This window comes from Actinomadura darangshiensis (assembly GCF_004349235.1).
GTDB lineage: Bacteria > Actinomycetota > Actinomycetes > Streptosporangiales > Streptosporangiaceae > Spirillospora > Spirillospora darangshiensis.
The window spans coordinates 1-6,829 of sequence record NZ_SMKY01000393.1 but is presented as its reverse complement, the minus strand read 5'-3'; the positions used below and the strand labels follow the sequence as shown (position 1 = coordinate 6,829).

General features: G+C 71.5%; 3 protein-coding genes. 1 reads left to right on the top strand and 2 read right to left on the bottom strand.

Going from position 1 to position 6,829, the window contains the following annotated elements; all coding sequences use genetic code 11:
* Positions 1-377 precede the first annotated feature (377 nt).
* Positions 378-1,598 (top strand): FxsB family cyclophane-forming radical SAM/SPASM peptide maturase, encoded by a 1,221-nt coding sequence (locus E1293_RS42550; RefSeq protein ID WP_132205105.1) that lies wholly within the window; start codon positions 378-380, stop codon positions 1,596-1,598.
* Between the two features lie 12 nt (positions 1,599-1,610).
* Here E1293_RS42550 and fxsT read toward each other — a convergent pair whose 3' ends face one another.
* Together fxsT and E1293_RS42540 are read right to left on the bottom strand one after the other, a co-directional pair.
* Positions 1,611-5,786, bottom strand: coding sequence for an FxSxx-COOH system tetratricopeptide repeat protein (fxsT, locus tag E1293_RS42545; protein ID WP_132205103.1), 4,176 nt, complete (start codon positions 5,784-5,786; stop codon positions 1,611-1,613).
* Positions 5,783-6,829, bottom strand: a 1,047-nt coding sequence (locus tag E1293_RS42540) for an AAA family ATPase (RefSeq protein WP_341770251.1), incomplete at its 5' end; no start/stop codon positions are given. The genes fxsT and E1293_RS42540, both read right to left, overlap by 4 nt.

Here is a 6,829-nt window from a genome sequence, read left to right as displayed (position 1 = left end):
CGCCGAAGCACCCCCGACCACCACCCCGCCACAGAAAAATCAACGGCGCGTCTTCGCACGGAACCGCCCCTCTGCAGGACACCGAGTCTCTATGATCGGTCCGTCGCGACTAGGCTGATGCCCCTAATCCGCAGAGGAAGCGCGACGTATTTCCGTCAGACGGGACAAGAGGGGGAGACGGCCGTGCCGGACACTCATGGCAGCGCATCGAAGTCCAGCGACCTCGCGGACTCCTTTTCGTGGACCCCTCCGAACCGCCACGAACTCAACGCCCTTCAAGCGTCCGAGGGAACGGTTCTTAGTTCCGCTCTCCATCGCGTGCGCGAAGAATTCTACCGCCCGAACCGGGTCTGGTCCGGGTTCGACAACCGCATGTGATGCCCGGGGCCGAGTTCGGCGAGTGGCCGTTAGACGGCCTCGACATTCCTGCGCTGACGGCCGGCGGATGGCGTCCCATGCCGTTCTCGGAGTTCGTCCTCAAGATCCATGGTCGCTGCAATCTGGCCTGTGATTACTGCTACGTCTACGAGAGCGCCGACCAAACGTGGCGGAACCGGCCGAGCGCGATGCCGTCCGAGGTCCTCTCCGCCGCGGCAGAGAGGATTGCCGAGCACGTCGGAGACCATGCGCTCGCCGACGTGGCGATCGTCCTCCACGGAGGCGAGCCGCTGCTGGCGGGGAAGGCCGCCATAGCCGAGGCCGTCGCACGGTTCCGCGCGGCCATGCCGCCGTCCTGCGCCGTCGAGGTGAGCATGCAGACGAACGGGGTGCTCCTGACCGACGCGATGCTGGCGATGCTCGACGAGCATGATGTGGGCGTATCGGTCAGCCTCGATGGCGACCGCGACGGGCACGACCGGCACCGGCTTCGCGCCAATGGGCGCGGCAGCCACGCGGAGGTCATGCGCGGGCTCAACCGGCTCGCCGACTCGCACCGGAGCCTGTACCGGGGCCTCCTCTGCACGATGGATCTCGACAACGATCCGATCCGCACGTACGAGGCGCTTCTTGAGACGGGCCCGCCCCGCATCGACTTCCTGCTGCCGCACGGAACCTGGACTGCCCCGCCGCCCCGCCGCCCCGTCGACGGCGGCGGCACTCCCTATGCCGACTGGCTCATCGCGGTGTTCGACCGCTGGTACCGAGCGCCGCGCAAGGAGACCGGTGTCCGGATGTTCGAAGAGATCATCAATGTGCTGCTCGGCGGGCAGAGCCGGAGCGAGAACGTCGGACTGTCCCCCGTCGCCATGCTCGTCATCGACACCGACGGGACGCTCCAGCAGGTCGACTCGCTGAAGACCTCGTTCGCCGGCGCGCCCGAGACCGGCCTCACCGTCTTCGAGAACCGCTTCGACGACGCGTTGCGGCATCCGGGCGTGGTCGCGCGCCAGATCGGCGCCGCGGCTCTGCCGGCCACCTGCAACTCGTGCGCGGTGCGCGACATCTGCGGCGGCGGCGCCTACGCGCACCGCTACCGGGAAGGCCACGGCTACCTCAACCCGTCGGTGTACTGCCCGGACCTGAAGAAGCTGATCGGTCATATCGGACGGACCGTCCAGCACGATCTCGCCCTCGCCCAAGCCGCGCCGGGCCGCTGACCTACGGCGCTCTCACAGGGCGGTGGGCTCGATGCTGCATTCGAGCATTTCGCCGCGTTCGGCGGCGCGTACCACCGGATGGTCCCGGCCGAGCTCCCGCGCCAGCGATGGCAGGGCCGCGGCGGTGTCGCGCGTGTCACCGCCCATGGCGGCGCGAGCACGACCCAGGTTGAGCGTGACGGCGAGCGAGTAGGGGTGCCGGTCGCCGAGAGAGCCGATCATCTTTCCCCGGACGCCGGACAGCAGCTTTTCCGCGGCCTCCAGTTCGCCGAGCAGATAGTAGTCGTTGGCCAGCCCGACCGTGGCGCACAACGCGTAGTAGTGGTCGGGTCCGAGTGTTCCGGCCCCGAGGCTGGACAGCGCCGCGTGGTCGGCCTCCTGCGCCGCGTACACCTCCGCCAGCCGCCGCAGCACGACCGCCCTGTCGATGGCGCAGACGTCCACGAAGGGATGCTGCTCGCCCATCACCGTGCGGTAGCCGTCCAGCGCGTCGTCGATGAGCGGCAGAGCCTCGTCGGGACGCCCGATCGCGCTGGTGGCGAGGGCCAGGCAGACCCGGCTGGCCAGCGTGTTCGGGTGGTGCGCGCCGAAGCGCCGGACATGGGCGGCGAACGTCTCCGTCGCCAGGCGGTGCGCCTCCTGAAACCGCCCGAGCTTGTGGAGCGTGCCCGCGTGGCTCATCTTCGCCTGCAGGACGAGCGAGTGGTTGGGGCCGAGGATCGGCCGGAGATTGGCCAGGCTCTCGGCCTGCATGTCGTGAGCTGCCTCGTACCGTCCGAGTTCGTACAGGTCGCGCGCGAGGTGGTGGGTGGTGCGGAACCGCTGCCGGTAGGCGTGGCCGGCTTCGGTCTGCCTGCGCAGGACCTCCATGTCGATGTTGTGGGCCTCCTGGAACTCCCCCAGAATCCGCATGTCGACCGCCAGATTGGTGGCGGCGAGATGAGTGTTGGACCCGTCGTCCCCGAACAGCTGGCGCATGCGGCGCGAGGCGTCGAGGTCGACGTCGTAGGCTCTGCGGAAGTCGCCGCGGAAGCGCAGGTCGGCGCTGAACCCCGCCGCGGCGAAAAGGGTCTGCAGGTGATCGGCGCCGAACTTCCGGCGCGTCCGCGTCAGGTTCTCCTCGCTCAGCTCGGCGGCCGCCCTGTTGTCGCCGAGACCGCGCAGCGCGTTGGCCAGCACGCGGGAGATGTCCAGGACGTCTTCGTCATCGGGGCCGTACCGGTCCAGCCATCGCCCCAGGGCGATCTCCGCGAGCCGCCGGCTGCCCTCGAAGTCCCCCGACTGGTACAGGTACTTCGCCTGGTCGATGCCCACGTGCCGGATGCCGGAGCCGTCCGCCTCGAAGACACCGGACGGGACGACATGCGGCGCGATCTGGGATCGGAGCTCCCAGGTCGACTCCACCTCCGGTTCGTCTCCCGGAGTGGCCGCGGCCAGGATCGCGTGAACACATGCCTGCACCCGTTGCCGCCCGTCCTCGCCAAGGCGGTCGTTGAGAATGGCCCGAACGAGCCGGTGGACCTGGAGGGTGGTCGACTCGTCGTCAAAGCGGGCGAGGGAGAACCGGGCGATCGCACGCATCGCGTCCCGCAGCCGCGCCTCGTCGGCCAGCAGCTCGGCCAGCGGCGCGGGCAGCCCGGCCGACCCGCCGGCGGCCAGCAGCATGCAGGACACCGGTTCCGGGCCGAAGACCGCCCACAGTTCCAGCAGCGCCCAGGCGACGGGGTTCCCCTCCTGGAGCAGGTCGAGGTTCAGGCTCACCCCGGCCGCCAGCGTCTCCGGGAAGTCGTCGCCGGACGAGGCGGCCGAGGCGATGTCCGTCAGGCGCCGGTCGAACAGCCGCAGGTAGTCCGCAACGGTGCCGTCGGTGACGGCCTGCCATGCCGCGGCCTGACGGACCGCCAGCGGAAGGTCGCCCACGCGTTCGGAGAGCAGGTCGGCCTCAGCCTCCGACAGGCGCGGGACCAGGCGCCGGAGCAGGGCGATGCTCTCCGGCCGCTCGAAGACGTCGACGTCCACCACGGACGCGTACCGCTCCCAGCCGCGGTCGCGTGAGGTCACCAGGACGTGGTGCCCGGGTCCTGGTCTCGGCCCGGGACCGTCCACCGACCGGGGGGTGAGCCTGAGGACTTCGTCGGGGTCCTGCGCGTTGTCGTATATCAGCAGCCAGCGGCCGTAGGGCCGACCGGAGCGCAGCGTACGCAGGACACCGTCGACGGTCTCCTTGATGTTGTCGCTCATCGGAATGTCGAGCTGACGGGCCAGCAGCGCGAGCGCCGCCCGCGCGGACGTCGTCTGCTCGGCGGAGATCCACCAGACCAGGTCGTAGTCGTCGGCATGGCGGTAGGCGTATTCGAGTGCCAGGTTGGACTTGCCCTCTCCTCCCATGGTCGACTCCGAACGCGGCAGGAGCGCCGCCATGCCGTCGCCCAATGCCGCCTGGATCGCGGTGAGAAGCCGGTCGCGTCCGACGAAGTCCGGATAGCGGCCCGGCAGCCACCGGCGCGGCACCGGCGCGGGTTCCGCGCTCGCGGTCGTGTCAGGCATCCCGGCGGACGGCGCCACGGCGGCTCCGTCAGCGGCGCCCGTGTCCGGGATCGCTCCGGGTGCGGGCCGGCCGCTCGTCAGCTGCTTGGCCATCTGCCGGTACGGGCCCCCGAGGCCGACCAGCGCCTGGGCCGCCACCTGCGCGAACGGCATTTCCGGCGGAAGCGGCGCCTCTCCCCTGCGCAGCGCGGTGAGCAGCGCGGGGAAGTCCATGGACGAGCCGATGCGGTCGCGGACGACGCCCCACACCGCGCGCAGCACCTGTTGTACCTCGCGCCTGCGCAGCCCCTGCAGCAGGATCTCCCGGACCCCGTCGTGGAATTCGTAGGCGATCTCCTCCTCGGCGCCGCCGGACGGTCGGCCGACCATCCGCAGCAGGCCGCTCAGGAAGACCTCGGCCAGGTCGGCCGACGTGGAGGCCGGCAGCATCGCCCGCTGGACGAGGCGCATGACGGGCAGCCGCAACGGAGCCGCGGCGAGATACGTGGCGAGTTTGAACGCCGCCGGCGATGACGAGGCCCGGAACTGCTTGACCCGTGTCTCCGGGGACATGGCGTCGGCGACCGTCTCGGCGGGCGGCGGGGACTGCACCGGCCGGCCGGTGAACACCGCCGCGCCCATGATGTCCCGGCCGCCGCGGGCGACCATCCCCGCCCACGACCGCAGCCACCGCTCGCTCAGCTCCACCACCGGGATCGCGATGCCCTGGGGACGGTCGTCGGCCATCTGCAGCGGCGCCCGCGTCACGGTGAGCCGCTCGTTCGCCACCGCCGGCCCGGACGCGCCGAACCGCACCGGCTCGATGGCGGCGGCCGTCCGCCACCACAGCCGCTGCGGCAGCGGCTGGACGATCGCGACGGTACCGGCGCGGCCCCACCGGTCGAGGAGCGCGGCGGCACGGCCGTCCTGCCAGGCCGCGCCGATGCAGTCGCTGACGACCAGGATGAGGCGCCGGTTCGTCGGATCGACGAGCTCGTCCGGATCGCGCTCGGCGCCGACGCCGAAGGCCGAGCCGGTGCGCAGGGACAGCCGGTGCGCACCGCTGTCCAGGTACCACGTGCGCATGTCGCGGAACGCGCCGAGCTGGTGCAGCAGCTGCCTCAGCTCGTCGACCATCTGCCGCCACACGACCATGGACGGGCCGAAGTCCGCGACCAGAGCCAGATCGTGCCGGCGCTCCTGCGCCGGCACCATGACGGGCTCGCACACTCCGGTCTCGGCGATGCGCTGCGCGGTCGCGTTCTCATCGAGGTGCCGCTGGGTCGGCGATGGGACGGTCGTCCGCAGCGGGCGCAGGGCGCGAGACAGCGGCAGCGTGCGGGAGATGGCCGGCATCGCGGGCATCCGGACGGGAAACGCGGTCGTCGGCATTTCCTGCCCGGCCAGGTAGACGCCCGCCTCCACCGGGTGCGGCTGCGCCGGGGGTCGGTCCGGCGCCGCCGCGGGCTCCGGCGGCGGGACGGGCGGCGGCGCCGGGCCGGCGAGCCCTCCCCCGCCCGGCTCATGGGAGCCGTCCATCGCCAGGTGGTTCGGGCCCTCGTGCGTCCGGAACCAGTCGGCGAGCCACAGCGCGTCCGCCATCTCCTCTGCCGAGGGCTGCGGGTCGAGCGCCTGCAGAGCCTCGACGAACCGCCCGATCATCCCGCGCCGGGCCCCTCGATGGGGCGCAGCACCGTGCCGAGGAGCTCCTTCAGCTTCGTCTCGGGCGGCCTGCTTCCGGAGGTGGCGAGGTAGACGGCGTTGAGGAGCTGGTCGGTGGCGAGCGCCCCGTCGGCACGGCGGACGAGGAAGTCCTCGATGAGCCCGTCGCTGACGGCGCGGGCGTCCGCGCCGAGATGCGCCTCGATGATCTCGGCGAGCCGCTCCCGGTCCGGCGGCTCGATCACCAGCCGGACGCACCGGCGCAGGAACGCGGGCGGAAACTCCCGCTCCCCGTTGCTGGTGATGATGACGATGGGGAAGTTCCCGCACCGCACCTCGCCCCGGTCGATCGGCACCCGCGCGCCGCCGTCGGCGGTCATCACCTGGATGCGCGACTGCTCCTCGGGCAGCCGCTGCAGCTCCGGGACGCCGAACCGGCCCTCCTCGAACACGTTGAGCAGGTCGTTCGGCAGGTCGATGTTGCTCTTGTCCAGCTCGTCGATGAGCAGGACGCGGGGCAGCTCGCCGGGCAGCAGCGCGGTGCCGAGCGGGCCGAGGCGGATGTAGCGGCCGATGTCCGGCGGCTCGGCCGTGTCGTCCCGGCCGCCCGCGCCGTCCCGGCCGCCCGCTCCGCGCAGGCTGGTCTCGTGCAGCCGGCCGATCGCGTCGTAGTCGTAGAGGCCGTTCTGCAATGTCGTGTTGCTAGTGATCGGCCAGTACAGGACGGAGCCGAGCCCGAGTTCGTAGGCGACGTTGTAGGCCAGGGTGGACTTGCCCGAACCAGGCTTGCCCGTCACCAGCAGCGGACGCCGCAGCAGGACGGCCGCGTTGACCCGGTCGACCACCGATTCGTCCGGCCGGTAGGAGATCGCCTGCTGCAGGTCGCGTTGCAGGCGTCCGTCGGCCGCGTCCGCCGGGCTGAACCGGCGCCATGGCGGGGGCGGCGGGAGGCGGCGCACCCTGTCGTGCGGCCGGCTGTCGCCCCGGTAGATGCGCCAGTCACCGTTGAGGCCGCTGGTCTCAGGTTCTGTCGTCATGGACGC